At 63.0% G+C, this 478-nt stretch carries 1 protein-coding gene; it reads left to right on the forward strand.

The genetic code is table 11. The features are described from left to right. On the forward strand, positions 1-478 hold a 478-nt coding region (gene cpaB, locus EOB49_RS34240), incomplete at both ends, for a Flp pilus assembly protein CpaB (RefSeq protein ID WP_245472977.1).

Here is a 478-nt window from a genome sequence, read left to right on the forward strand (position 1 = left end):
ATGGCGCCCAGCGCGACACGGTCGTGGTGGCAGCTATGCCGCTTAAGTTCGGCGACCCCTTGAGCGCTGACAAGTTGCGCGAAATTCCGTGGCCGGCGGGCGCAGTACCGGCAGGTGCGTTCAAGACGACAAAGGAAGCACTGGCCGGCGAAGGCACACGGCAGGCGCTTCAGACAATCAGCGCCAATGAGCCTATTCTTACCAGCAAGATCACTGGTCCAGGCCAGCGCGCCACGCTATCGGCTGTGCTCGGCGAGGGCATGAAGGCCGTGTCCATCCGGGTTAACGACGTGCTAGGGGTCGCAGGCTTCGTCTTCCCAGGTGACCGGGTCGATGTGCTGCTGACGCGGACGGCGCGCGGCGATGGTGGCGCCGACCAAAGTTTTGTCGATGTGTTGCTACAGAGTATGAAGGTGCTCGCGGTCGACCAGGTGGCCGACGAAAGCAAGGACAGCCCGACGGTCGTGAAATCGGTGAC

Origin of the sequence: Mesorhizobium sp. M7A.F.Ca.MR.148.00.0.0 (assembly GCF_003997735.1) — a bacterium.
GTDB lineage: Bacteria > Pseudomonadota > Alphaproteobacteria > Rhizobiales > Rhizobiaceae > Mesorhizobium.